Here is a 24,662-nt window from a genome sequence, read left to right on the forward strand (position 1 = left end):
GACCAGCGAAGCGGACGCCCGGGCCGCGTGGCGGGTCAGCGCGTGATCGGTGGACGGTTCGACGCTGTGGAGGAGCCCTCGACCCGCTCGACCGCCATCTCGACGGACGACAGCAGCAGCCGACTGCCGATCTTCGCGCGATAGCGGCGGCCCGCCTCGAGCGGGAGCGGAGCCTGCGTGGGGGCGACCAGCACGGAGCCGTTCGCCGACCAGCGGTCGCTGACCCACAGCCCGCCCTCGTCGAAGCCGAACTCGAGGTGCGTCTTGGACAGCGAGCGAGACGGGTCGGGTACGGCGAGGATGTGCCGGAAGGTCTCGCCCGGATCCGGCAGCGGCTGGCGGCCGATGAGTCCGTTGCCGGTGACGATGGCGTGCTGGCCGGACGCGAAGATCAGCCGCACGAGCCCCTGGCTCGGCGGCGCCATCGGCGCCCCGGGCGCGGGCCGACGGTGCCGGCCCGGGGCGAGGCCCGGCAGCCAGGCGCGGCGCGCGGGATCGAGGACGGTGGTGTCCCCGGAGGAGGCGGGGCGGGAGGCGCCGGGAGTCGCGTGCGAGGCCACCGAGGTGCCGCACTCTCCGCAGAGGATCGCCCCGGGAGCGAGGGTGGAGCCACACGTGCTGCAGATCACCGAGACCACCCCTCCTCCGTCCATGGTACCCGGGGCCCCGCCGCGGCTCCCGGGTGCTCGCTCAGTCGCCGTCGCCGGTGACGGCGAGCACGTCGACGACGATGACCGTCACGTTGTCGCGTCCGCCGTTGCCGAGCGCCGCCTCGACCAGCTCGTCCGCCGCCTCCTGCGCGGTTCCCGCGGTCGAGAGCACGTGCTCGAGACCCGCGTCGGTGAGCTCCTTCGTCAGCCCGTCGGAGCAGACCAGCAGCCGCGACGGGGCGATCACGGGGACCAGGCGGTAGTCCGGGACGGGCGGCTCGTGGAAGCCGACCGCCCGGGTGATCACGTTGCTGTGCGGATGCACGTCCGCCTCGTCCCGGGTGATCAGCCCGGCGTCCACGAGCTCCTGGACGATCGAGTGGTCGACCGTCAGCTGGACCAGCGCCCCCTGGACGCAGAGGTAGACGCGCGAGTCGCCGATGTTGAAGACGGACCAGTAGGGCTCGCCGCCCACGACCGTCAGCGCGGCGCCGGTCACGGTGGTGCCGGTGCCGCCGTCGGCGGTCTGCGACTGCCGGGCGATGTCGTCGACGGCCTCGCGGAGCGCGCGGTCGATCTCCTCCGCTCCGACGGTGGCACCGGTCGCGGCGAGCGAGAGCCGGGACACGACGGCGTCGCTGGCCACCTCCCCGGCCGCATGACCGCCCATCCCGTCGGCGACGGCGAAGATCGGTGTCTTCGCGAGGTAGCTGTCCTCGTTGGCGCTGCGCACGAGGCCCACCTCGGTGCGCGCCGCCCAGCCGAGCGTGACCACTGCGGAGGGCGTGTCCGAGGACCAGGCCGAGACGGGGACGGTCACCGACGCTCGGCTGCGGCCGATCTGCGTCATCGCGTCTCCTCGCCTCCGCCGGCTCCGCGCGTGCGGGGCCGATCCCTCCGATGCTATCGGCTGCGCGAGGACCGCAGACGCCCGCTCGGCGGCCACCTCGATGGCCGCTCACGGACGCTCCGCTGCGCCTGGCCCGCCGGAGGAGAGCGCTTGCAGCACGGCGCATTCCGTCATCGCCGGGGCCTCCCGGATGCGGATTCACTTGCCGGAGCCCGCCGGGGCTGCGAGGATCATCGCATGAGCCCCTCCCGCCCTCCTGCACAGCGCCCGCTCCAGCTCGACGACGTCTCCAAGGCGATCATCGAGCAGCTGCAGGCCGACGGCCGGCGCTCGTACGCGGAGATCGGCAAGGCGGTCGGGCTGAGCGAGGCGGCGGTCCGGCAGCGGGTGCAGAAGCTGACCGAGTCGGGCGTGATGCAGATCGTCGCCGTGACGGACCCGATGCAGCTCGGCTTCTACCGGCAGGCGATGATCGGGGTCCGCGTGACGGGCGACACCCGGGTCGTCGCGGACAGCCTCGCGGCGATCCCGGCCGTCGACTACGTCGTGCTGACGGCGGGCACCTTCGACATCCTCGCCGAGGTCGTCTGCGAGAACGACGACGACCTGATCGCCCTGCTCAACCAGGAGATCCGCTCGCTCCCGGGGGTCCTCTCCACCGAGACCTTCGTCTATCTGAAACTCCACAAGCAGTTCTACAACTGGGGAACGCGGTAACCGATGACCACAGAGACAGCATTCTCGAGCCAGGGCCTCGCGTCCGGCGATCCGGTGAAGGGCGAGGACGCCCCGGCCGGATTCGACGACGCGGCGCTGCAGAAGAAGGCCAAGGACCACCTCTGGATGCACTTCACCCGGCAGTCGGTGATGGACTCCGGCGCCGGAGTGCCCATCATCACCCGCGGCGAGGGCCACCACATCTGGGACAGCACGGGCCGGAAGTACTTCGACGGGCTCTCCGGGCTCTTCGTCGTCAACGCGGGCCACGGCCGACGGCGGCTCGCGGAGGCGGCCGCCAAGCAGGCGTCCGAGCTCTCGTTCTTCCCGCTCTGGTCGTACGCCACGCCGTCGGCGATCGAGCTCGCCGACCGCCTCGCCGATCACGCCCCGGGCGACCTCAACCGCGTGTTCTTCTCCACCGGCGGCGGCGAGGCCGTCGAGACGGCCTTCAAGCTGGCCAAGCACTTCTGGAAGCTGCAGGGCAAGCCGGGCAAGCACAAGGTGATCTCGCGCTCCGTGGCCTACCACGGCACCCCGCAGGGCGCACTGGCGATCACCGGCATCCCGGCGATGAAGTCGATGTTCGAGCCGCTCGTCCCCGGCGGCTTCCGCGTGCCGAACACCAACTTCTACCGCGCGCCGCAGCACGGCGACGACCTGGAGGCCTTCGGCGTCTGGGCGGCGGACCGCATCGAGGAGATGATCGAGTTCGAGGGTCCCGAGACGGTCGCCGCCGTCTTCCTCGAGCCGGTGCAGAACTCGGGCGGCTGCTTCCCCCCGCCGCCCGGCTACTTCCAGCGGGTGCGCGAGATCTGCGACCGGCACGACGTGCTCCTCGTCTCGGACGAGGTGATCTGCGCCTTCGGCCGGATCGGGCACATGTTCGCCTGCGACGAGTACGGCTACGTGCCGGACATGATCACCTGTGCGAAGGGTATGACCAGCGGGTACTCCCCCATCGGCGCGACCATCGTCAGCGACCGCATCTACGAGCCCTTCCGGCACGGCGAGGTCTCCTTCCCGCACGGCTACACCTTCGGCGGTCACCCCGTCTCGGCAGCGGTCGCGCTGGAGAACCTCGACATCTTCGAGGAGGAGAAGCTCAACGAGAACGTCCGCGAGAACTCGCCGCTGTTCCGCTCGACCCTCGAGAAGCTGCTCGACCTGCCCATCGTCGGCGACGTCCGCGGTGCGGGCTACTTCTTCGGGATCGAGCTGGTCAAGGACAAGACGACCAAGGAGACCTTCGATGCGGAGGAGTCCGAGCGCCTGCTCCGCGGCTTCCTCTCGAAGGCGCTGTTCGACGCCGGACTGTACTGCCGGGCGGACGACCGCGGCGACCCCGTCGTCCAGCTCGCCCCGCCCCTCACGATCGGACCGAAGGAGTTCGACGAGATCGAGCAGATCCTTCGCTCGGTCCTGACCGAGGCCTGGGCCCGCCTCTGAGCCCCGCGCGCGCCGCCGATCGATCCGTCGGCGCGCACAGGCTCCCTTCACGCGGCGCGATTCCCCTCGACGGCCGACGGCCATCGCTCACCACGGTCGAGGGCTGCGACGAGGAGCCGCGAGTGGTGATCGTGCGGGTCGAGGCGGACCGCTTCGCGCGCCAGGATCATCGCCGAGGGAGCGAGCCCCGACCACCAGTGCAGAGTCGCGAGCAGGACGAGCAGCGGACTCCGCTCGGTCGCCGGGGCCGTGGCCGCCGCCCGGGCGACGAGCTCGAGCACGGAGGTCTCCGCGACGCGGTCGGGACGAGCGAGAAGGCCGAGCACCCGCTCTCGCCATTCGCTCCGCTGCGCGCAGACGATGAGCACGGCGAGGGCGTGGCTCCGCGGTTGCCAGGGGCGTCCCGACGCCGCGCGCAGCAGGAGCGACTCGGCATCGACGGCGAGGGCCTCGGGGAGACGAGCGCGCGGGTGCCGGTCGAGGAGGGCGTCGACCTCCGCCGCGACCGCCAGCGCCTCCCCTCGGCCGATGTCGGGCAGGAGACGGCCGGCGGTGACGTCCCGGGCGGTCGCGACGGTTGGAGGGACACTGCTGAGCGGCACCGGTCGGAGTGAACCGCTGGGGACGAGCACCTCGACGGGGAGTCCGATGCCGTGAGCCCGGCTGCTCAGCGCGTCGACGAGAGCGACCGCGGACGGAGTGCGTCCGCGGCGGGAGTAGAGGACGATCACCAGGCGCTCGACGCGTCCGAAGCGCCCGAGCGCCCCGATCCAGGCCTGAGCGGTTCGTGCGGGATCACCGACGGCGAGGTCGAAGCGGAGCGCTCCCGTGGGCGTCCCGTCCCGCATCGGGACGAGCACCATGCTCTCCTGCGGCGGGTGGCCGACGAGGCGCGGGATCGCCGCGAGCACGGCGCTGGGATCGAGGGTGCGGACCGGAAGCGATGCAGTGGATGTCATGCGGCAACGGTGGCGGCCGCGGCGGCGCTCCGGAGCGCGATCCGGAGCGGTCGGAAGACAGATCGCCGGATCGCCGCTTGTGGAGGAGGCCGACGCCTGCGCACCCGCTGGTCGAGCACCCCTGCAGGGGCGCACCGGTCCCGGCGTCGCTCGGCGGGTGGCTCTCGAGACGCCCTCTGCGCGGGCTGCTCGATCAGCACGAGTCCTCCCCAGGCCGGCGAGCTGCGCAGCCGTCCACCGATGTCCGATTCCCGCCGGTCGCCCTCGCGCACCGCGGATACTCTCGTGGCATGAGAACGACTCCCCTGCACGTGCGCCGCACCGTCAGCCCCCTCGGCCGGATCGAGGTCGGCAGCGACGGAGAGTCGATCGTCTCCCTCGCGATCGAGAACGGCGGAACGCTCCCGCACGACCACCTGCCCGTCGGCTCCCTCCCCGTCCTGGACGCCGCCGTCGACCAGCTCGACGCCTACTTCGCCGGCGAGCGGCGCACCTTCGACCTCCCGCTCCTCCTGCGCGGGACTCCGTTCCAGCTCGAGATCTGGGGAGCGCTGCAGGGCATCGGCTTCGGCGAGATCACCTCCTACGGCGCTCTGGGGCAGGCGACGGGCCGGCTCCGCTCCGGGCGCCCCATCGGCGGAGCGGTCGGCGCGAACCCGATCCCCCTCTTCGTCGGCTGCCACCGGGTGCTCGCCGGCGACGGCCGGATCACGGGCTTCAGCGCCGGGGAGGGGATCGCCACCAAGGCCTGGCTGCTCGATCACGAGGGGATCCCCCACCGATGACCGCCGACGACGGGCTGATCACCGGCGCCGACGGCACCGTCCGCTGCGCCTGGAGCGGCGACGACGTCGAGTACCGCCGCTATCACGACGAGGAGTGGGGCGTGCCTCTGCACGGCGATCGCCCGCTCTTCGAGAAGATCTGCCTCGAGGGCTTCCAGGCAGGACTCTCCTGGATCACGATCCTCCGCAAGCGGCCGCGGTTCCGCGAGCTCTTCCACGGCTTCGACCTCGACGCCGTGGCGGCGATGGGCGCGGACGACGTCGACCGCCTGATGGACGACGCCGGCATCATCCGCAGCCGCCCCAAGATCCTCGCGACCATCGGCAACGCGCAAGCGGCCCTCGCACTGCGCGAGCGCGACGGTGAGGGCGCACTGGACCGCCTGGTCTGGTCGTTCGAGGAGGACGTGCCCGCCGGTCGCGTCGTCCGCCCCGGCGACGTCCCCGCGTCGACTCCGGCCTCTCTCGCGCTCTCGAAGGCCCTGCGGAAGGCCGGCTTCCGCTTCGTCGGTCCGACGACGATGTACGCCCTGCTCCAGTCCTCCGGCGTGGTCGACGACCACCTCACGGGCTGCTTCCGCGCCCGCTCCTGAGCCTCAGACCGAGGGCACGACGAGATCGAGCTCGCCGCTGCCGGCGTTCGGAGCGAGCTCGAAACCCCGGCCCGCCGCCCAGCGCGCGAGCTCCTCGAGCGACGAGGTCTCGACGCCGTCCTCCGCCAGCGCGCGGACGAAGCGACCCTTGCCCTGCTTGTTGAAGTGATTGAGGTTCCGCAGCTGCCCCGACGCGTCGCGGGACCGCACCCGGACGAAGAAGCGCCCCTCCCCCGGCTGCAGCGGCCCGAGCGCGGCGTACGACTCGCTCCGCAGATCGAGGACGAGGCCCTCGAGGGCCGACAGCTCGCGACCCGCCTCGGCCGCCCACCAGCGCTTCAACGGCAGGCCCGGGATCCGCGAGTCGTGCGACAGCCGGTAGGCGGGGATGCCGTCGAGCCCGCGGACCGGCCCCCAGAGCGCCGACTGCACCACGACGACCCGGCCGAGGACGTCCCTCGACCCGGCCGGGAGCGAGGCCGCGTCGAGCGCGTCGAACAGCACGCCGTCGAAGCGATCCACCGCGGGCATCGCCGGTGCGGTCGGCAGAGCGGCATTGCGCTCGATCTCGCCGAGCTGCCGCGGACCGAGCTTCAGCGCCCGCGCGGAGGCCTCCCGATCACCCGCGAGTGAGATCAGCGCGTCGCGCAGGGCGAGACGTCGCTCGATCAGGCCCGGGAAGGACAGCTCCTCGACCCGGAACGCGGCGGAGCCGCCGTCGCGCTTCGTCTCGGACGGGGGAAGCAGGACGTGCACGGGTCTCCTCGGGAAGGACGGCGCGCCCGGAGGCACGCGAGTGACGCGCGGCGCCGCTGCACCGCGCACGACGGAGGGGCCGGGCGATCGCGATGATCACCCGGCCCCTCCGGTCGCCGCTCGAGGCGGCGGGTCGTCAGACCAGCGCGGCCTCGCGGGCAACGACGGTGACGACGTCGTTCTCGACGGACAGGAAGCCGTCGTCCGCCTGGGCGGTGATCCGGCTGCCGTCGGCGGCCGTGACGCGCACCTCGCCCGAGGCGAGGATCGCGAGCATCGGCTCGTGACCGACCAGGATGCCGATCTCGCCCTCGACCGTGCGAGCGGAGATCTGCTTCGCCTCGCCCGACCAGACCTCCGCGTTGGCGGAGACGACGCTGACCTTCAGGGTCCCGGCCATGATCAGCCGTTCTCCTTCTGGATCTGAGCCCACTTCTCCTCGACGTCCGTGATCGGGCCGACGTTGAAGAACGCCTGCTCGGCCACGTGGTCGAACTCGCCGCGGGCGATCGCGTCGAACGACTCGATGGTGTCCTTCAGCGGAACGGTCGAGCCCTCGACACCGGTGAACTTCTTCGCCATGTAGGTGTTCTGCGAGAGGAACTGCTGGATCCGGCGCGCACGCGACACCGTGATCTTGTCCTCCTCCGAGAGCTCGTCGACACCGAGGATGGCGATGATCTCCTGGAGCTCCTTGTTCTTCTGCAGGATCTGCTTGACGTTCGTGGCCACGCGGTAGTGGTCGGCACCCAGGTAGCGGGGGTCGAGGATGCGCGACGTCGAGGTCAGCGGGTCGACGGCCGGATAGAGGCCCTTCGACGCGATCTCACGGGAGAGCTCGGTCGTCGCGTCGAGGTGCGCGAACGTGGTGGCCGGCGCCGGGTCGGTGTAGTCGTCGGCGGGGACGTAGATCGCCTGCAGCGAGGTGATCGAGTGTCCGCGCGTCGAGGTGATGCGCTCCTGGAGCACACCCATCTCGTCGGCGAGGTTCGGCTGGTAGCCCACCGCGGAGGGCATGCGGCCCAGCAGGGTCGACACCTCCGAGCCGGCCTGCGTGAAGCGGAAGATGTTGTCGATGAAGAGCAGCACGTCCTGCTTCTGCACGTCGCGGAAGTACTCCGCCATCGTCAGCGCGGAGAGCGCGACGCGGAGACGGGTTCCCGGCGGCTCGTCCATCTGGCCGAAGACGAGGGCGGTCTTGTCGAAGACGCCCGCCTCCTCCATCTCGGCGATGAGGTCGTTGCCCTCGCGGGTGCGCTCGCCGACGCCGGCGAACACGGACACTCCACCGTGGTCCTGCGCGACGCGCTGGATCATCTCCTGGATGAGGACGGTCTTGCCGACGCCCGCTCCGCCGAAGAGGCCGATCTTGCCGCCCTGGACGTACGGCGTGAGGAGGTCGATGACCTTGATGCCGGTCTCGAAGAGCTCGGTCTTCGACTCCAGCTGGTCGAACGCCGGGGGCTTGCGGTGGATGGGCCAGCGCTCGGTGATCTCGAACGCCTGGCCGTTGATCGTGCCGTCGGCGTCAGCGTTGAGCACCTCGCCGATCACGTTGAAGACCTTGCCCTTGGTCACGTCGCCGACCGGGACCGAGATCGGCAGGCCGGTGTCGTGGACCTCCTGGCCGCGGACGAGTCCGTCGGTCGGGTTGAGCGAGATGGCGCGGACGAGGTCGTCGCCCAGGTGCTGCGCGACCTCGAAGGTCAGCTTGGACGAGACGCCCTCGACCTCGACGTGCGTGTACAGCGCGTTGTAGACCTCGGGGATCGCGTCGTGGGGGAACTCGATGTCAACGACGGGGCCGGTGACGCGGGCGATACGGCCGACGGCCCCGCCCGGAGTCCCGGTCGCCGCCTCAGGTGCGGTCAGTGTCATTGCTTCTTCCTTCTGTGGTCTCACCGCACCCGGAGGGCGGAGGCTTCGTGTCGGGGAGGTGCGCCGTCTACTTCGAGGACGACAGGGCGTCGGCGCCGCCGACGATCTCGGCGATCTGCTGCGTGATCTCGGTCTGGCGCGCGTTGTTGGCGAGCCGGGTGTACGTCTTGATGAGGGTGTCCGCGTTGTCGCTGGCCGACTTCATCGCCTTCTGGCGCGCCGCGTGCTCGGACGCCGCCGACTGCAGCATCGCGTTGAAGATGCGGCTCTCGACGTAGACCGGCAGGAGGCGGTCGAGCACCGTCTCGGGGTCGGGCTCGAACTCGTAGAGCGGGTACAGATCGGTGTTCTGATCCTCAGCGCCCTCGACGACCTCGAGCGGCAGGAGACGGACGACCGTCGGCTGCTGCGTGACCATGCTGACGAAGCGGTTGTAGACGAGGTGGATCTCATCCACTCCGCCCTCTTCGTCGTCGAGGTTGTACGAGTCGACGACCGCGTCCGCGATCTCCTTCGCGGTCTCGAACACCGGCTGGTCGGTGCCGCCCGTCCAGATGCGGACGCTCGGGCGCCGGCGGAACGAGAAGTACGCGTTCGCCTTGCGGCCGACCAGGTAGAAGACGACCTCCTTGCCCTCGCTGCGCAGCAGCGAGGCCAGCTCCTCGGCCTCCTTGAGCACGCTCGAGGAGAACGCGCCCGCGAGGCCGCGGTCGGAGGTGAAGATCACGATCGCGGCCGTGTCGAGCTTCTCGCGCTCGGTCGTGAGCGGGTGCTCGACGTTCGAGTAGGTCGCGACGGCCGACACGGCGCGCGTGATGGCGTTCGAGTACGGAGCCGCGGCGGCGACGCGGTTCTGCGCCTTCTGGATGCGCGAGGCCGAGATCAGCTCCATGGCGCGGGTGATCTTCTTGGTCGTCTGGGCCGAACGGATCTTCGACCGGTAGACCCGGAGTTGCGCTCCCATGTGTCTCCTGTAGTCCTTCTCTGAATCGTCGAGGGGTCGCTGTTAGCGACGGCCCTTGACGATCTTCTCCTGGCCGACCTCGTCCGCCGAGATCGCCTTGTGCTCCTCGCGCCCGACCGAGGCGAGCGGCTTGCCCTCACCGGTCTGGAACTCGAGCTTGAAGCCGTCGACGGCACGGTGCAGCTCGGCGACCGTGTCGTCGGAGAGCACGTTGGTGTCGCGCAGCGTGGAGAGGACCTGCGTGTTGCGGCCCAGGTAGTCGAGCAGCTCGCGCTCGAAGCGCAGCACGTCGGGGACGGGCACCTCGTCGAGCTTGCCGTTCGTTCCGGCCCAGATCGAGACGACCTGCTCCTCGACGGGGTACGGCGAGTACTGCGGCTGCTTGAGCAGCTCGGTCAGGCGGGCGCCGCGGGCGAGCTGGCGGCGCGAGGCGGCGTCCAGGTCGGAGGCGAACATCGCGAAGGCCTCGAGCGAGCGGTACTGCGCCAGCTCGAGCTTCAGCGTTCCGGAGACCTTCTTGATCGACTTGACCTGGGCGTCACCGCCGACTCGCGAGACCGAGATGCCCACGTCGACCGCCGGACGCTGATTGGCGTTGAAGAGGTCGGACTGGAGGAAGATCTGGCCGTCGGTGATCGAGATCACGTTGGTCGGAATGTACGCCGAGACATCGTTGGCCTTGGTCTCGATGATCGGGAGGCCCGTCATCGAGCCGGCGCCGAGCTCGTCGGACAGCTTCGCGCAGCGCTCCAGCAGACGGGAGTGCAGGTAGAACACGTCGCCGGGGTAGGCCTCGCGTCCCGGCGGGCGGCGCAGCAGGAGCGACACGGCGCGGTAGGCCTCGGCCTGCTTCGACAGGTCGTCGAAGATGATCAGGACGTGCTTGCCGCCGTACATCCAGTGCTGGCCGATGGCCGAGCCGGTGTAGGGGGCGAGGTACTTGAAGCCGGCGGGGTCCGACGCGGGGGACGCGACGATCGTCGTGTACTCCATCGCTCCGGCGTCCTCGAGCGCGCCCTTCACCGAGGCGATGGTGGAGCCCTTCTGGCCGATCGCGACGTAGATGCAGCGGACCTGCTTGTTCGTGTCGCCCGACTCCCAGTTGGCCTTCTGGTTGATGATCGTGTCGATCGCGATCGCGGTCTTGCCGGTCTGGCGGTCGCCGATGATGAGCTGGCGCTGGCCTCGGCCGACCGGGATCATCGCGTCGATCGCCTTGATGCCGGTCTGCAGCGGCTCGTGGACCGACTTGCGCGACATGACGCCGGGGGCCTGGAGCTCGAGGGCGCGGCGGCCCTCGGAGGCGATGTCGCCGAGACCGTCGATGGGGTTGCCGAGCGGGTCGACGACGCGGCCGAGGTAGCCGTCGCCGACGGGGACGGAGAGGACCTCGCCGGTGCGGGTGACCTCCATGCCCTCCTCGATGCCGGAGAACTCGCCGAGGACGACGACGCCGATCTCGTTCTCGTCGAGGTTCTGGGCGAGGCCCAGGACGCCGTTGGAGAAGCGGATCAGCTCGTTCGCCATGACGCCGGGGAGTCCCTCGACGTGGGCGATGCCGTCGGCGGCGTCGATGACGTAGCCGACCTCGGTGGTGGACGCCTTGCCCGGCTCGTACGACGAGACGAAGTCCTTCAGCGCGTCGCGGATCTCATCCGGGCTGATGGTGATATCTGCCATGGGAATTCCTATTCGTTGGGTCCGTGCGAGCCGAAGCGGTCGTCGGGGCCTGACCTGGGTGGTGCGGAGGTCGGAGGCGGCGCGAGCCGCTCCCTGAGGATACGTGCGTCCGTCAGGACGCGAGCTGGAGCTTCAGGTCGGACAGCCGCGCCGAGACGGTGCCGTCGATGACCTCGTCGCCGACGTTCAATCGCATGCCGCCCAGGAGGGAGGGATCGACCAGCACGTTGACGGAGACCGGGCGGCCGTACTGGCGCGTGAGCGCCGAGCGGAGCCGGTCGAGCTGCTCGGGGTGCAGCGGAGCCGCGACCGAGACCGTGGCGATGGTGAAGCCGCCCTGGTCGGCGACGACGCCCGCTGCGAAGCGGACGAGCTCGGGGACGCGGCGACCGCGCGGGTGCGCGATCAGCTGCCGGAGGATGGCGAGCGTCTCCGCCGACGCCTTGCCCTCGAGGAGGCGCTGGATGAGCGACACCTTCGAGTCGGCGGCGGCGAGCTTGCTGCCGAGCGCCAGCTCGAGGCCGGCGTCGGACGAGACGACCGCGCCGAACATCTGCAGCTCGCGCTCGATCGAGACGCCCTCGGGTGCGGAGGACGCGATCGCGCGGACCCCCACCTCCTCGATCCCGGCGACCAGGTCGCTCGGGCTCGACCAGCGGTGGCCGGCGATGACGGTGAGCAGGCGCTTGGCAGCCACGTCGAAGGGGGCGAACACGCGGGCCACGAGGGCACGCTTGCTCGCCGCCTCCACGCTCGGGTCCGAGAGGGCCGAGCGGAGCTGCGCCTGGGAGTCGATGACCCGGGCCGCTTCGAAGAGCTGCTGAGCCGCCTCGAGCGGGACATGACCGCCGAAGGCGGACAGCTCCGCCTTCGCGGCGGTCAGAGCCTGTCGTGACGCACTGCCCATCAGCTGTTCGCCTTCTCCGAGGCCTCGAGGTCGGCGAGGAAGCGGTCCACGATCGCGGACGCCTTCGCGTCGTCGTTGAGGCTCTCGCCGATGACGCCGGAGGCGAGATCGATGGCGAGGGTTCCGACTTCGGAGCGCAGGGCGACGACGGCGGCCTGACGGTCCGCCTCGATCTGGGCGTGCGCGTTGTGGAGGATGCGCTCGGCCTCGGCCTGCGCCTGCTCCTTCTTCGCCGCCACGATCGCGTTGCCGTCGGCGTTCGCCTTCTCGCGGATCACTCCGGCCTCGGCGCGGGCCTCGGCCAGCTGAGCGGTGTACTTCTCGAGCGCGATCTCAGCCTGTCGCTGGGCCTCGTCGGCCTTCGCGATGTTCCCCTCGATGGCGGCGGAGCGCGCGTCGAGCATCGTCTGGATGCGCGGCAGGACCAGCCTCCAGAAGAAGAACAGCAGGATGAGGAAGATCACCCCCGACCAGAAGAAGTCGTAGAACTCCGGGATCAGAATGACCGCGGGGACGTCACCTTCTTCCGCAGCGATGTTCACAGCGGTGCTGAACACGACTACGCCGCGAAGATGAAGTAGGTGGCGAGACCGATGAGCGCGAGCACCTCGGTGAACGCGATGCCGAGGAACATCGTGGTCTGGAGGCGGCCGGCCATCTCGGGCTGGCGCGCCATGGCCTCGACGGTCTTGCCCGCGACGATGCCGACACCGATGCCGGGGCCGATCGCTGCGAGGCCGTAACCGACCGTCGCGATGTTGCCGGTGAGTTCGGCGAGAACGGTGACTGAGTCCACGAGTGGGTCCTTTCAGTGGGGTGATCGTGTGAACGGGCGGGAGCCCGTGAGTAGTGGGGTCAGTGCTCCTCGGCGACGGCCAACTGGATGTAGACCGCAGCGAGGAGGGTGAAGATGTAGGCCTGCAGCACCGCGACCAGCAGCTCGAAGAGCGTGAAGGCGCCGCCGAAGGCGAAGGTCACGACACCGAAGAGCTTGAAGCCCGGGTCGATCTGCGAGCTGAAGAGGAAGAACTGCGTGGCCGAGAAGCACAGCACCAGGAGGAGGTGCCCGACGATCATGTTCATCACGAGCCGCAGGGCGAGCGAGAGCGGACGGATGATGAACGTCTGCAGCAGCTCGATGGGCGTGAGGATGAAGTAGATCAGGAACGGGGCTCCGGGCGGGAACAGGGCGTTCTTGAAGAAGCCCATCCCCCGGTCCTTGATGCCGGCGTAGATGAAGGTGACGTAGGCCACCAGACCGAGGAAGAGCGGCATGCCCACGACCGACGTTCCCGCGATGTTCAGGAACGGCACGATGCCGGTGAGGTTCATCGCGATGATCGCGAAGAAGATCGTCACCAGGATCGGCAGGAAGCGGCGCGCGTCCTTCTCGCCGAGGATGTCCTTGGCGATCGTCACGCGGACGAAGTCGAAGGCCATCTCGACGACGCTCTGGAAGCGTCCCGGGACGATGCGCATCTTGCGCGTCCCGAGGTAGAAGAACAGCATCAGTGCGATGACCGCGATGAAGCGGACCAGCATGACGCGGTTGATCTCGAAAGGGGTTCCCTCGAAGAGGAAACCGGGCGGGAAGAACTCGGAGATCGACGGGGTGTGGAAGTCACTCTCACCGGTCGAGGACGAGACCAACAGGGTCACAGCGTTAGCAAACAGCGCTAGCTCCTGGAATTCGGGGCGTGGCACGTGGCAGACGGACGACGTGAATCGTTCGGACACAACGCTCTCGCGACGACGAAAGGTGGGGTATTCCGCTCGGACGGCGTTCGCACTCGGCGGTCGACATCAACGATGAGACGACCTGAGGACGGGCACACGTCGCCTGCGGGGATTGGACCCTACTGTAGCAACAGAACGGCCTGAGAGCCGAATCGTGATCCTCTCAGACGGCGCTCGGCCGGTGCTCATCGGGCGATGTCGCTGACGTTCGCCATGCGCGAGCGCGAGACGACGAGGACGTCGATCACCAAGGAGCCGAGGACCGCCGCGATGATCGTCACGAACATCGCCGTGCTGTTCAGCCAGGGCTGGTCGCGCAGCACGAGCGCCGCGATCACGAACAGGACGAACTTGGCCAGCCAGGTGCCGAGCACCACGGCGAAGAAGCCGCCGATGTCCATCCGGTTGGCGACGAGGATGCTGGCGGCCGTGAGCGCCACCATGACGCCGCCGACGACGGCGCCGATCAGGGCGCCGATCGCGCCCTCGCCGCCGGCCGCGAGGAAGCCGATCAGCGTGCCGACGACGGCGAGGACGAGGACGAAGACACCGCCGATCGCGAGCGTGCGCCGGAGGACGGGCACCGAGGCGGGCTGGGGGCGGGGGGTGGCCGGGGAGGCTCCGGTCATGATGCTTCTTTCCGCGCCGGGTGCGGCGCTGTCGTGTCGCGACCGAGCGGGAGCCCGATCGGCGGACGGCGCGTGTCGGTCTCGGACGCGCGGTCGAGGGGATCGAGGACGGGGGACGCCTCCGCCGACTGCGCCGCGGCCTCGAGCCGCTTGCGGCGGCTGAGCGGGAGGAGCGTGACGACGGTGCAGACCAGGAGCCCGACGGCGAGGAAGGCCAGCGGCACCCAGAGCACGTCGACGACGAACATCAGCAGGCAGCTGAAGGCGACGACCGCCGTCCAGGCGTAGAAGATCAGCACGGCGTGCAGGTGCGAGTGCCCCATGTCGAGCAGCCGGTGGTGCAGGTGCTTGCGGTCGGCGCTGAACGGCGACTTGCCGGCCCGCAGCCGTCGGATCACCGCGAGGCCGAAGTCCATCAGCGGGACGACCAGGATCGCGAACGGCAGGATGATCGGGATGAACGCGGGCAGTAGCTCCTTCGCCGCCAGCTGCGAGGGGTCGATCTGGCCCGTGACCGCGATCGCCGAGGTCGCCATCAGCATGCCGACGAGCAGCGCTCCCCCGTCGCCCATGAACATCTTCGCCGGACGCCAGTTGATCGGCAGGAAGCCCGCGCAGGCCCCGACGAGGACGACCGCGATCAGCGACGCGAGGTTGAAGTAGTCGGTCGGCGACGTCTGCTGCACCAGCAGGTAGCTGTAGAGGAAGAAGACGCCGTTGGCGATCAGCGCGACGCCGGCGACGAGGCCGTCGAGGCCGTCGATGAAGTTCAGCGCGTTGGTCACGAGCACGATCGCCAGCACGGTGATGATCAGCGACATCCAGGGCGAGCCGACGGTGAGGCCGCCGATCGGCAGCGAGACGATCTGCACGCCCTTCCAGGCGATCAGGCCTGCGGCGATCATCTGCCCGGCGAGCTTCGTCGTCCAGTCCAGGTCCCAGATGTCGTCGGCCACGCCGATCAGGACGATGAGGAGGCTGGCGCCGAGGATCGCGAGGATCGGCTCGGGATTCGCGAACACCAGCCGGAAGTAGGGCAGCTGCGAGGCGATGCCGAACCCGACGAGGATGCCGAGGAACATCGCGATCCCGCCGAGGCGCGGAGTGGGCCGCGTGTGCATGTCGCGCACCCGGATCGCCGGGTACAGCTTGAACCTCAGGCTCAGCTTCCAGATGACCCACGACAGCCCGCAGGTCACGACCGCGACGGCGAGCGAGACCAGGACGAAGGTGATCATCGGCTACTCACCCGGGGTGGAGTCGGGGCGCGCGGTGCCGCTCGCCGCCGGCTCGTCCTGCACCTGGGCGCGCGACGCCCAGTCCGGTCGCGCCGTGGGAGCGGGCTGCTCCTCCGCGGCGACGGGCTCGTCGTCCTCGACGGTCGGATCGCTGAGCTCGGTCGAGGCGTCGTAGGACGGGCTCGTGGCGGGGACCTCGGGCTCCTCGGCCGTGGCGACGCCGTCGAGCAGCAGGGCGCCGACGACCTCGCGGATGCTCTCGGCCGAGACGACGCCCTGGCGGAGGATGCGGAGGGTGCCGCCCTCGAAGCTGAGCGCCGTCGCGTCGACGATGGTGGAGGACTCGCTCGCGCCGACCGGGCGGTCGGTGTAGCGGCGGCCCGCGGCGCCCGCGTCGAGGTAGACGTCGACGGAGTCGCCGAGCTGCTCGAACGCCTCCTGCGCGGTGGTGGCGGACGGACGGCCGGTGCGGTTCGCGGACGAGACCGCGAGCGGCCCCGTCTCGGCGAGGAGCTCGAGGGTGACGGGGTTGTCGGGCATGCGCAGGGCGACAGTGCCGCGGGTCTCGCCCAGGTCCCAGACGAGGGAGGGCTGCGCGTGCAGCACGATGGTCAGGCCACCGGGCCAGAAGGCCTTCGCGAGCTCGCGGACCGCCTCGGGGACGTTCTCGGCGAGGGCGTCGAGCGCGGCGACGTCGCCGATCAGAACGGGCGGCGGCGACTGCCGGGTCCGTCCCTTCGCGTCGAGCAGGCGCTGCACCGCGGCGGCGTCGAAGGCGTTGGCCGCGATCCCGTACACCGTGTCGGTCGGGAGGACGACGAGCTCGCCCCGGCCGATCGCCGTTCGCGCGAGACGGGTGCCGGTCAGGAGGTCCGTGTCGACGGAGCAGTCGTAGATGCGTGCCATAACGCCGCAATGATACGGGACCGCCGGTCGCGACCGCCCGGAGGGCGCGCACACCGCTCCGGCAGACGGCCCGAACGCCGTCGGACCGCGCCGAAAAGCGGGCGCGAGGAGCGGAAGCGGGCGATCCGCGCCCCCGTACGCGCCAGGCGAGGCGACGAGGAACGGCCGTCCTACGGTGTTCCGGCGGCTCGCCTGCCGTCGTGATCCCGATCGGGAGGCTCCTTCGATGGACGGTACGTCCTGCCCTGCTCGGGCGTCCGGAGCTCCCCACCCCGGCGCTCGATGATCTGCCGCATCCTCGCGCTGCTGCGGTCTCCGACGGTGCGCAACTCCTCGAACGCCGCGCTCGAGCGCCTGGTCTCGCGCGGCACGAGTGCGGTGGTCGGCCTCGTCGTCGCCGTCCACGTCTCCCCCGCCGAGGCGGGCGTCTACGCGATGGCGTTCCTCGCGCTCTCCCTGCTGCAGGAGGTCGGGGAGAACACGATGCGCCAGCTCGGCGTCGGACTGTGGCGCATGGACGGCGGGGCGGACCTGGTCCGGCGCTCGGCCGTGCTGATCTCCTGCGGCGGGGCGGCGATCATGGCGGCCGTCGTCGGAACCCTGCTGGCGACCTCGGCCGCGTCCCCCCGCCCAGGCCTCGGCCCTCGTGCCGTTCGTCGCCGTCGCGGCGCTCCAGGGCGCGAGCATCCCCGCGCTGACCCGCGCCCAGTACGACGGGCGCTGGGCCTCGATCTCCCGGAGTCAGGCCGTCGGCAGCGTCGCCTCGGTCCTCGTCTGCGTACCCCTCGCGCCCGTCATCGGCATCGCGGCCGGCTCTCTGCAGACCTGCATCACCGAGGGGATCCTGCTCCTCCTGCTCCTGCGGACCACGACGACGCCCGTCCCCGACCAGCCTCGACGACCGGTCCTGCGCGATTACGTGCTGCCGACCGCGCAGAGCAACCTCTTCGGCTGGCTGCAGGGCCAGTCCGAGCGGATCATCATCACCGCGCTCGCGGGCGCCACGACGCTGGGTCTCTACTCGATCGCGAGCCAGGTCGCCCGCGCCGTCGCGGACGCCGTCGTCCTCGGGCTCACGAACGTGCTCCGGTCGCGGCTGGCCACGGCGGGAACGCAGACGGAGCGCAGGGCGGTGCTGCGCTCGATCCTGTCGCAGGCGATCGGCGCCGCCCTGGCCGTCCAGACGACGATGGTCGCGATCGACGTCCTCGCACTCGGGCGGATCCTCGACCCCGCCTGGCATCCGGCACTGCTGATCGTGCCGGTCCTCTCCGCCTCGTCCGTTCCTCTGGCCTGCGTCTGGTGCGTGTCCTCCTTCCTGATCGTCCAGGGCCGGGCGAACGTGCTCCTGCCCTGGCACTGGATCGGCCTCGGGCTGGGAATCGGGGTCGGAGCAGGCCTCGCTCACGATCTGCTGCTCGGTGCGTGCTCGGCCGTGGTGCGGGACGCGATCGCCCTCGCGGGTCGACTGCCCTTCGTCGCGCGCGACCTCGGCCGCGCCTTCGTCCTCGGCATCGCGATCTGCAGTGCGATCGGCGCACTCCTCGGAGCAGCGGGCTACGGCCTCGCGCTCCTGCAGTACGGGTGAGCCGGCCGCGCCCGGATCCACGAGCCCACCGACCCACCGATCCCTGACCCCCTGACCCCTCGACCCGCTGACCCGGAAGGACACCCATGGCCGCACCCCCGGCTCCTCCCCGCCGAGGGACGCCGACGCCGCGATCCACCGCGGTCTGGTACCTCGCCCTCACCGCCCTCCTCCTCGGCGGGGCGGTCTTCTGGATCGTCTCGGGCTCTCGCCAGATCCCGCTGCTCGCGGCCGCCGCCTCGGTCGTGCTCGTCGTCGCACGGCGGCTCTCCCCCGCCGCCGCCTGGATCGTGGTGATCGTGCTCTACGCGGCGATCCCCTTCGATCACCTGTCGGCACCGCAGCCCCTGAACCTGCTCAGTCCGCTCATCGTCCTCGCGGCACTCCTCGCCGTCGCGACCGGCGGTGCGCCGCCCCCGTGGCTCCGCGGACTCCCGCTGCTGCCCGCGATCGTCTTCGCGGCGTACACGCTGATCCTCCCGGGCCTCCGACCGCACGGGCAGCTCGAGACCGTCCTGGCGACGACCTCCGTCCTGATCCTCGCTCTGATCGCGCTGCCGCTGTGCCTGAGCGACGCCTCCGTCTTCCGGCCGCTCAGCGCCGCGCTCCTCCTGGTCTCCGTCGTCCTGGCCGTGCTCGGGATGGTCGAGGCCGGGACGCAGTCGAACGTCTACGCCGCGCTCTACGAAGCGAGTCCCTTCCCGCTGACCCAGGAGTGGAGCGAGTACCGCATCCTCACGACGCTGGGGCATCCGCTCGTGAACAGCACGTTCTTCGCGTCGGTCGGCTCGCTCGCCTTCGGCCTGTTCCTCTCCGGGCGCCGTCCGGGCGCACTCGTCGCCTTCGCGGCCTGCTGCACCGCCGTGCTCCTCACCGGGTCCCGCAGTGGAGTGGCGGCGATCGGCACCGGGATGGCGATCGCCTGCGGCCTCACGGTCCTGCGGCTCACGGGGAGCCGCTTCGTCCGGCTCGCTCTCGTCGTCGCGGCGCTCGCCGTGACCGTGGCCGTCATCGGACCGGAGGCGCTCGACTCGCGGTCCTCCACCCAGGAGGGCAGGCTCTCCGCCGAGGTCCGCGACCTCGTCCTGCGGATCGGACTGAGGCTGCTGCCCACGGAGTCGGGGATCTTCGGGTCGGGGGGTGGCCTCTCGAGCACCGTCTTCCAGGAGAACGGCGGACGGCACTACGTGCTCGAGAGCAGTCTCTGGCAGTTGATCCTGAGCTACGGCGTCATCGGCGCGGTCCTTCTCCTCGGTCATCTGCTGATCGTGCTCACGCGCTCGATCGCCCGGGGCGCGATCGCAGGACCGGCGATGCTGATCGCGTGGGCGGTCTCCGCCTCCGCCTTCAATCTCTCCGAATCGGTACCGGCCGCGCTGATCGTCCCGGCCTCCGCGATCGCGCTCACTCTCGCCGAGGCGAGAGCCCGGCCGGTGCGTCTCGCACCTGCCGCGTCCTCCCTCCCCGGTGGATCCCTCACTCGAGAACCAGCCTCTCCTCGCCCCCCGACCGGGTCTCGACCGCGACGGGAACCACTCGCCGCCAGGATCCGGAACCCGTCGACCGGAGAACGAGCTGCGGTGCTGCCGCGCCAACCAGGGAGAGGCCCGCGCCGCGGAGCACCCGGCTCCCCGCCTGCTTGATAGCGTCCTGCGCGCCGCTGGACACCGAGTCCTCGGCCGTCCCGAGGAGTGCCCATGGAATCGAAGCGTCGCTGGCTGGTCGCCACGACCGAGTACGCGGGGCTGACGCCCTTCACCGGCGGGATCGGGCGCGGCTTCGCCTCCCTGCTGCCGGCACTCGTGCGAGCGGGCGTGCAGGTCGATCTCGTGGTCTACCACTGGGATCCTCCCCTCGAGGGCTTCGATTTGGAGGGCGTCCGGATCCTCGAGTACGTCCGTCTGCGGCGCCGGCCCGCCGTCTGGCCGCTCATCGGGCGGGCGCTGCACCTGCGGGCGCTCGTGCGCCGCTCCCGCTACGACGCGGTGTTCCTCGCCGAGTGGGAGGGGCTCGGCGCGCTGCTCCCCCGGCGTGCGCCGCTGCTGACCAACCTCGCGACCGGGTTCCACATCGCGGACTGGATCGCGGGCGCCTCGACACGGGGCCGCACCCTCCGCACGCGCCTCGTCATCGCCCTCCAGAAGCGCCTCGAGAAGCGCCAGATGACGCGATCCAGAGGCCTCATCCCCATCTCCCGAGCCGTCCGGGACTGGTACGCGGCCCGGATCCCCGCGCTCCCGCCCTCCGTCGTGGTGCGCAACTGCATCGACGTGCCGGCGGTGCAGCGGAGCGCGCAGACCAGCAGCCTCCCTGACGGCTGGCCGGCGGGCCCGGGGCCCGTGGTCCTCTTCCTCAGCCGCATCGAGCGGCGGAAGGGCGTCCTGACCGCGATGCGGGCGTTCGACGAACTGGCCGCGGCCCGCCCGGACGTCTCCTTCGTCTTCGCGGGGTCGTTCTGCTTCCTCGAGCCGACCGAGGAGGAGCTGCTCGCCCTGATCGCCGAGGAGCGCCACGACCGCTTCACCTTCCTCGGCCACGTCGCCGGCGGAGAGGTCTACGCGGCGATCCGTGCGGCCACGATCGTGACCTGCCCCTCGCGCTGGGAGGGCTTCGGCAACGCCGCGCTCGAGGTCAAGGCCGTGGGCACCCCGCTCGTGGTGACCACGGGGAGCGGCTTCGACGACTTCTGCGAGGACGGGGTCGATGCGCTGATGGTGCCGCGCGACGATCCGGCCGTCCTCGGCGGTGCGATCGCGCGTCTGCTCGAGGAGCCCGAGCTGAGGGAGCGGCTGACCGAGAACGCGTCGCGAGGGATCGACGCGTTCACAGCGGACGCGGTGGCGCCCGATCTGCTCGCCGCCGCGGACCGCCTGCTGGGACGGGAGCCGATGGGCGGCGGGGAGAACGAGGGCGGGGAAGGCCGCCGATGACCGTCCGCCCCGCGACCACGCCCCGCTCGGTCACGATCGGCGTCCCCGTCTACAACGTCTCGGCCTACGTCGAGCGCTGCCTCTCCTCGCTCTGGGCGCTCCGGCTCCCCGCCGGATGCGCCGTGCAGGTGGTCCTCGTCGACGACGGGAGTCCCGACGACTCCATGGCCAAGGCGTCGGCGTCGATCGAGCACGCTCCCCCGGCGTTCGCCGTCGAGGTCGTCGTCCACGAGACGAACCGCGGCCTGGCCGAGGCGCGGAACACGATCCTCCAGCACGCCCGCGGAGAGGTGCTCTGGTTCGTCGACTCGGACGACCGCGTCGACCCGGACATGCTCGCCGCCATGATCGAGGCGATGACCGCCGACGTCGGCGTCGTCGTCACCGGAGTGCTCGCGATCGGCGAGTCGGGTGAGCGCCTGGCCGTCGCGACGATGCCCCGCACGGGGCCACGGCTCTGGACGGGCTGCGACGCCGTGGTGGAGCTCTTCGAGTTCCGGCTCTGGGCCTCCCTCTGGAACAAGCTCGTCCGTCGCGAGCTCTACGACGGCCTGCGCTTCCCGCGCTCCCGCTCCTACGAGGACACCGCGCTGATGGCCGTCCTGCTCGCGCGAGCGCGCACGGTCTCCTTCATCGATCGCGAGCTCTACGTGTACTCCGTCCGCCAGGGAGCCATCACGGACGGCCTGAGCGTCGACCTCCTCGACCTGTCGAGGAACGTCCGTCACGTCGTGGGCCTGCTCGAGGCGGAGTTCCCGCGGCTCGCCGCGCACCCCTCGGCGAGCGCCTACACGGCCCGGGTCGCCCACCTGTCCGCCCTGCACCGCGTCGCCGAGCTCCCGTCCACGGACGACGTGGGCCGGACGCTCGAGCGGGAGGTCTCGGCCGATGTCCGGGCGAGCGACATCGTCCGCACGGCCCGCGACGGGCACCTCGCCGTCGCCGCCGCGCTGGTGCTCGTCGCCGTGGCACCGTCCGCCTACGTGGGCCTCCGCCGTCGATCGACCACGACCCGCATCCTGCGCCTTCTGCGTCGATTCCGGCGCGTCTGACACGGTCGAAGGGACGCCGCGCGCCAGTCACCCGACGAACACCCGCCCTCGGGCGGGTGCCCGCAGGCGCGCGGCTAACGTCCCCGCCATGCCCAGATCCCTCGCCGTCCTCGGAACGCGCGGCTACCCCAGCTACTACGGCGGCTTCGAGACCGCGGTCCGCCGACTCGCCCCCCACCTCGTCGAGGCGGGCTGGGACGTCACCGTCTACGGGCGCCCCGGAGCGACCGTCGATGACGCCGCCGACCGCGACCCGCGGGTCCGCACCGTCGTCACCTCGGGCTGGGACACCCGGTCGCTGAGCACGCTGAGCCACGGACTCAGCGCGACCCGGGACGCGGTGCGACGTGCCCCCGACGTCGCCCTGGTCATGAACGCCGCGAACGGCCTCTTCCTCCCGCTGCTCGCCCGGGCCGGCATCCCCACCCTCGTCAACGTGGACGGCATGGAGTGGGAGCGGGAGAAGTGGGGGCCTCTCGCACGGTCCGTCTTCCGCACGGGGGCGCGGATGACCGCCGCGCACGCCACCGAGCTCGCCTTCGACGCGCACGAGATCGCCCGGCGGTGGAGCACCGACTTCCAGCGCGACGGCGTCTTCCTGCCCTACGGCGGCGACGTCCCGCCCGCCCTGCCCGTCGAGCCCGGACTCCGTCACCGGTCCTACGCCCTCGTCGTCGCGCGGTTCGTGCCCGAGAACACCATCGCGGAGTTCTTCGCCGCCGCTCCCGAGATCGCGCGCACTCACGACGTCGTCATCGTCGGGTCGACCGGCTGCAGCGGCGTGCTGGACGTGCGGGCCGAGCGCCTCGCGGCGGCGCACGAGCGCATCCACTACCTCGGCCACCTCCGCGACGACGCCCGGCTGTTCTCGCTCTGGCAGCACGCCGGCGCCTACTTCCACGGGCACAGCGTGGGCGGCACCAACCCGGCGCTCGTCCAGGCCATGGCCTGCGGCGCCCCGGTCGTGGCCCGCGACACCGTCTACAACCGCGAGGTGCTCGGGGAGGGCGGCGTGTTCGTCGCACCGGAGGCCGCGTCGATCGCCGCCGCGGTCCGGCGGATGCTCCTCTCCGCCGACGGGCAGTGCGCGGCGAGCCGAGCGGCCCTCGCGCGCGCCCGGGAGCACTACACCTGGGAGGCCGTCTGCTCCGGCTACGAGGAGACGCTGGCCGCGCTCGCCGACGGCGCAGCGCCGCACTCGACCCGTCCGCGCACGCTGCGCCGGCCGCAGGCGAGCCGGTGAGGAGGGCGGCCGACGGGAGAGGCGGTCTCCCGGCAGCGGCGTCGCGCCCGTCGACGGTCCTGTTCCTGCATCCCTCGGACGAGGCGTACGGCGCCGATCGCGTCCTCCTCGAGGCGGTGCGAGCGGTCCCCGAGGGAACGACGGCCGAGGTCTGGCTGCCGGACGACCTCGACTACCCGGCCCGCCCGCTCTCGTGCCTGCTCGAGGGGCGCGGCATCACCGTGCGCCGCATGCCGCTGCCCGTGCTGCGCCGCGCGTACCTCCGCCCGCGCCATCTCCCCGCGTTCCTCCGGCGGATCAGGGCGACCGGTCGGGCGCTCCGCGACCTCGACCCGGCACTGGTCTACGTGAACACCGCAGCGCTCGCGCTCGCACTGCCCGTCGCGCGCCTCCTCGGTGCGCCGACGCTCCTGCATCTGCACGAGCACAGCCGAGGGATCGAGCGGCGAGTCCTCAATCTGCTGTTCCGCTGCGCGGACCGCGTCGTCGTCGTGAGCCGGGCGGTCGCGGACACGCTGGACCCGTCCAACCGGAGACGGTCGAGCGTCGTCTACAACGGCTTCGAGAGCGCCCCGCCCGTCCCTCTCCCCGAGGGAGACGACCTCGTCTTCGTTCTCGCGAGCCGGTGGAACACGTGGAAGGGCCACGAGCACTTCCTCCGGGTGTGGAGCCGACTCGAGCGTCGGGACGTGCGGCTGATCGTCCTCGGCGGGCCGCCGCTCTGCGGAGCCGGCGTGGACGTCCCCGGGATCGTCGCCGGCATGCGGAACGGCGAGTCCGTCGAGGTGCGCGGCGAGTGCGAGGACGTGCGGAGCGTGCTGGACGCGGCCCACGTGGTCGTCGTGCCGAGCACGGCGCCCGATCCCCTGCCGACGATCGCCCTGGAAGCCGCCGGAGCCGGACGCGCAGCGCTCGTCAGCCGCTCGGGCGGGCTCCCGGAGATCGTGCTGGACGGAGTGACGGGGCGCACGATCACCCCCGGTGCTGTCGACGAGTGGGTCGCCGTCCTCGAGGCCCTGGATCGCGCCTCCGTCGCATCGTTCGGACGCGCTGCGCACGAGCACTGCGCGGTGACCTTCTCCCAGGCCGAGTTCGTCCGGCGCATCGGCGAGGAGCTCCGGGCGGTGCTGCGATGACGGCGTCGAGCCGTG

Annotated in this window: 25 protein-coding genes; 10 read left to right on the forward strand and 15 right to left on the reverse strand. The window is 71.1% G+C overall.

The window, feature by feature from the left end:
* Positions 1 to 35: 35 nt before the first annotated feature.
* Positions 36 to 560: a hypothetical protein gene (locus HRK28_RS02470; RefSeq protein ID WP_160088429.1), complete on the reverse strand. Its 525-nt coding sequence runs from the start codon at positions 558 to 560 to the stop codon at positions 36 to 38.
* Positions 561 to 690: 130 nt separating this feature from the next.
* Complete coding sequence (locus HRK28_RS02475; protein WP_160088427.1) at positions 691 to 1,500, reverse strand: PP2C family serine/threonine-protein phosphatase; 810 nt, start codon at positions 1,498 to 1,500, stop codon at positions 691 to 693.
* Between the two features lie 237 nt (positions 1,501 to 1,737).
* Between HRK28_RS02475 and HRK28_RS02480 the strand changes: the two genes are divergently transcribed.
* A complete protein-coding gene (locus HRK28_RS02480; protein WP_160088425.1) occupies positions 1,738 to 2,217 on the forward strand; it encodes an Lrp/AsnC family transcriptional regulator in 480 nt (159 codons plus the stop codon).
* A 3-nt stretch (positions 2,218 to 2,220) separates the two neighbouring features.
* Positions 2,221 to 3,666, forward strand: coding sequence for an aspartate aminotransferase family protein (locus HRK28_RS02485; protein ID WP_173250319.1), 1,446 nt, complete (start codon positions 2,221 to 2,223; stop codon positions 3,664 to 3,666).
* Positions 3,667 to 3,713: 47 nt separating this feature from the next.
* Here HRK28_RS02485 and HRK28_RS02490 read toward each other — a convergent pair whose 3' ends face one another.
* Positions 3,714 to 4,625: a DUF4192 family protein gene (locus tag HRK28_RS02490; protein ID WP_173250320.1), complete on the reverse strand. Its 912-nt coding sequence runs from the start codon at positions 4,623 to 4,625 to the stop codon at positions 3,714 to 3,716.
* A 290-nt stretch (positions 4,626 to 4,915) separates the two neighbouring features.
* Between HRK28_RS02490 and HRK28_RS02495 the strand changes: the two genes are divergently transcribed.
* Positions 4,916 to 5,410, forward strand: coding sequence for a methylated-DNA--[protein]-cysteine S-methyltransferase (locus tag HRK28_RS02495; protein ID WP_160088419.1), 495 nt, complete (start codon positions 4,916 to 4,918; stop codon positions 5,408 to 5,410).
* A complete protein-coding gene (locus HRK28_RS02500; protein WP_160088417.1) occupies positions 5,407 to 6,003 on the forward strand; it encodes a DNA-3-methyladenine glycosylase I in 597 nt (198 codons plus the stop codon). The genes HRK28_RS02495 and HRK28_RS02500 overlap by 4 nt, the downstream gene beginning before the upstream one ends.
* Before the next feature lie 3 nt (positions 6,004 to 6,006).
* Here the strand turns inward: HRK28_RS02500 and HRK28_RS02505 are convergent, their stop codons facing one another.
* The 12 genes from HRK28_RS02505 to HRK28_RS02560 form a co-directional block, all read right to left on the reverse strand.
* Entirely contained in the window at positions 6,007 to 6,759 is a 753-nt protein-coding gene (locus tag HRK28_RS02505; RefSeq protein WP_160088415.1) for a YaaA family protein, read from the reverse strand.
* A gap of 136 nt (positions 6,760 to 6,895) precedes the next feature.
* Complete coding sequence (locus tag HRK28_RS02510; protein ID WP_160088413.1) at positions 6,896 to 7,159, reverse strand: F0F1 ATP synthase subunit epsilon; 264 nt, start codon at positions 7,157 to 7,159, stop codon at positions 6,896 to 6,898.
* A 2-nt stretch (positions 7,160 to 7,161) separates the two neighbouring features.
* Positions 7,162 to 8,637 carry a F0F1 ATP synthase subunit beta gene (gene atpD / locus HRK28_RS02515; protein WP_160088411.1) on the reverse strand — a complete coding sequence of 492 codons (1,476 nt, stop codon included), beginning with the start codon at positions 8,635 to 8,637 and terminating at the stop codon, positions 7,162 to 7,164.
* Positions 8,638 to 8,704: 67 nt separating this feature from the next.
* Positions 8,705 to 9,601, reverse strand: a complete 897-nt coding sequence (locus HRK28_RS02520; protein WP_123445506.1) for a F0F1 ATP synthase subunit gamma — start codon at positions 9,599 to 9,601, stop codon at positions 8,705 to 8,707.
* 42 nt (positions 9,602 to 9,643) lie between these two features.
* Positions 9,644 to 11,281 carry a F0F1 ATP synthase subunit alpha gene (gene atpA / locus HRK28_RS02525; RefSeq protein WP_123702905.1) on the reverse strand — a complete coding sequence of 546 codons (1,638 nt, stop codon included), beginning with the start codon at positions 11,279 to 11,281 and terminating at the stop codon, positions 9,644 to 9,646.
* 112 nt (positions 11,282 to 11,393) lie between these two features.
* On the reverse strand, positions 11,394 to 12,188 hold the full coding sequence (locus HRK28_RS02530; protein WP_160088409.1) for a F0F1 ATP synthase subunit delta: 795 nt from the start codon (positions 12,186 to 12,188) through the stop codon (positions 11,394 to 11,396).
* Positions 12,188 to 12,745: a F0F1 ATP synthase subunit B gene (locus HRK28_RS02535; RefSeq protein WP_244231813.1), complete on the reverse strand. Its 558-nt coding sequence runs from the start codon at positions 12,743 to 12,745 to the stop codon at positions 12,188 to 12,190. The genes HRK28_RS02530 and HRK28_RS02535 overlap by 1 nt, the downstream gene beginning before the upstream one ends.
* Before the next feature lie 2 nt (positions 12,746 to 12,747).
* Positions 12,748 to 12,984 (reverse strand): ATP synthase F0 subunit C, encoded by a 237-nt coding sequence (locus HRK28_RS02540; RefSeq protein ID WP_055794702.1) that lies wholly within the window; start codon positions 12,982 to 12,984, stop codon positions 12,748 to 12,750.
* Positions 12,985 to 13,043: 59 nt separating this feature from the next.
* On the reverse strand, positions 13,044 to 13,847 hold the full coding sequence (gene atpB / locus HRK28_RS02545) for a F0F1 ATP synthase subunit A (RefSeq protein WP_123445503.1): 804 nt from the start codon (positions 13,845 to 13,847) through the stop codon (positions 13,044 to 13,046).
* A gap of 263 nt (positions 13,848 to 14,110) precedes the next feature.
* Complete coding sequence (locus HRK28_RS02550; protein ID WP_160088407.1) at positions 14,111 to 14,554, reverse strand: hypothetical protein; 444 nt, start codon at positions 14,552 to 14,554, stop codon at positions 14,111 to 14,113.
* Positions 14,551 to 15,792, reverse strand: coding sequence for an MraY family glycosyltransferase (locus HRK28_RS02555; protein ID WP_160088405.1), 1,242 nt, complete (start codon positions 15,790 to 15,792; stop codon positions 14,551 to 14,553). The genes HRK28_RS02550 and HRK28_RS02555 overlap by 4 nt, the downstream gene beginning before the upstream one ends.
* 3 nt (positions 15,793 to 15,795) lie before the next feature.
* Positions 15,796 to 16,698 carry an L-threonylcarbamoyladenylate synthase gene (locus tag HRK28_RS02560; RefSeq protein WP_173250321.1) on the reverse strand — a complete coding sequence of 301 codons (903 nt, stop codon included), beginning with the start codon at positions 16,696 to 16,698 and terminating at the stop codon, positions 15,796 to 15,798.
* A gap of 646 nt (positions 16,699 to 17,344) precedes the next feature.
* On the opposite strand from HRK28_RS02560, the gene HRK28_RS02565 reads away from it, so the two are divergent.
* The 6 genes from HRK28_RS02565 to HRK28_RS02590 all read left to right on the forward strand — a co-directional run bounded on the left by HRK28_RS02565 (position 17,345) and on the right by HRK28_RS02590 (position 24,647).
* A complete protein-coding gene (locus HRK28_RS02565; RefSeq protein WP_173250322.1) occupies positions 17,345 to 18,286 on the forward strand; it encodes an oligosaccharide flippase family protein in 942 nt (313 codons plus the stop codon).
* 86 nt (positions 18,287 to 18,372) lie between these two features.
* A complete protein-coding gene (locus HRK28_RS02570; RefSeq protein ID WP_173250323.1) occupies positions 18,373 to 19,929 on the forward strand; it encodes a hypothetical protein in 1,557 nt (518 codons plus the stop codon).
* A 54-nt stretch (positions 19,930 to 19,983) separates the two neighbouring features.
* Positions 19,984 to 21,216 (forward strand): glycosyltransferase family 4 protein, encoded by a 1,233-nt coding sequence (locus tag HRK28_RS02575; protein WP_173250324.1) that lies wholly within the window; start codon positions 19,984 to 19,986, stop codon positions 21,214 to 21,216.
* Positions 21,213 to 22,268, forward strand: coding sequence for a glycosyltransferase family 2 protein (locus HRK28_RS02580; protein ID WP_173250325.1), 1,056 nt, complete (start codon positions 21,213 to 21,215; stop codon positions 22,266 to 22,268). The genes HRK28_RS02575 and HRK28_RS02580 overlap by 4 nt, the downstream gene beginning before the upstream one ends.
* An 88-nt stretch (positions 22,269 to 22,356) precedes the next feature.
* Positions 22,357 to 23,511 (forward strand): glycosyltransferase, encoded by a 1,155-nt coding sequence (locus HRK28_RS02585; protein WP_173250326.1) that lies wholly within the window; start codon positions 22,357 to 22,359, stop codon positions 23,509 to 23,511.
* Entirely contained in the window at positions 23,508 to 24,647 is a 1,140-nt protein-coding gene (locus HRK28_RS02590; protein ID WP_173250327.1) for a glycosyltransferase family 4 protein, read from the forward strand. Before HRK28_RS02585 ends, HRK28_RS02590 begins: the two co-directional genes overlap by 4 nt.
* The last annotated feature ends 15 nt before the right edge of the window (positions 24,648 to 24,662 follow it).

The organism is Rathayibacter sp. VKM Ac-2835, assembly GCF_013266705.1.
Taxonomy (GTDB): Bacteria; Actinomycetota; Actinomycetes; order Actinomycetales; family Microbacteriaceae; genus Rathayibacter.